Annotated in this window: 2 protein-coding genes; both read right to left on the bottom strand. The window is 62.2% G+C overall.

Annotation, left to right across the window (positions count from 1 at the left end):
* Nucleotides 1-541 (bottom strand): proton-conducting transporter membrane subunit (locus EN879_RS37820; RefSeq protein ID WP_281034636.1); only part of this gene is annotated, 541 nt, incomplete at its 3' end.
* Between the two features lie 10 nt (nucleotides 542-551).
* Nucleotides 552-732, bottom strand: a 181-nt coding sequence (gene nuoK, locus EN879_RS37815) for an NADH-quinone oxidoreductase subunit NuoK (protein WP_127274809.1), incomplete at its 5' end; no start/stop codon positions are given.

Raw genomic sequence — 732 nt, 5'->3', positions numbered from 1 at the left:
GCGCGAAGCCGAAATCGCCGACGCGGTTGACGACAAAGGCCTTGATTGCCGCGGCATTGGCCGACGGCTTCTTGTACCAGAAGCCGATCAGCAGATAGGACGCCAGCCCCACCCCTTCCCAGCCGAAAAACATCTGCACGAGGTTGTCCGCCGTCACCAGCATCAGCATGGCGAAGGTGAACAGCGACAGATAAGCGAAGAAGCGCGGCCGGTTCGGATCGTGGTGCATGTAGCCGATCGAATAGATGTGGACCAGCGCCGACACGGTGTTGACCACCACCAGCATGACCACCGTCAGCGTGTCGATCCGCAGCGCCCAGGACGCTTCCAGCCCACCCGACTGTATCCAGCGCAGCACGGGCACGGTGAACACCTCGCCATGGCCGAAACCGACGGTGAAGAACGCGACCCACGACAGCACGGCCGCGATCACCAGGAAACCCGAGGTGATGTATTCGGACGCCTTGGCGCCGAGCGACGTGCCGAACAGGCCGACGATCAGGAAGCCGAGCAGGGGAAGGAAGACGATGGCCTGATACATGGTGGTTCCGTCAACCCTTCATCATGTTCACGTCTTCGACCGCGATCGAGCCGCGGTTGCGGAAGAAGACGACGAGAATGGCAAGTCCGATGGCGGCTTCGGCCGCCGCGACCGTCAGCACGAACAGCGCGAACACCTGGCCGACCAGATCGCCGAGTGCTGCCGAAAAGGCGACGAAGTTGATGTTGACC

It is taken from the genome of Mesorhizobium sp. M7A.F.Ca.AU.002.02.1.1, from assembly GCF_003998535.1.
GTDB lineage: Bacteria > Pseudomonadota > Alphaproteobacteria > Rhizobiales > Rhizobiaceae > Mesorhizobium > Mesorhizobium ciceri.
Note: the sequence above shows the minus strand (reverse complement) of the source record. Positions and strands in the feature narration are given on the sequence as shown.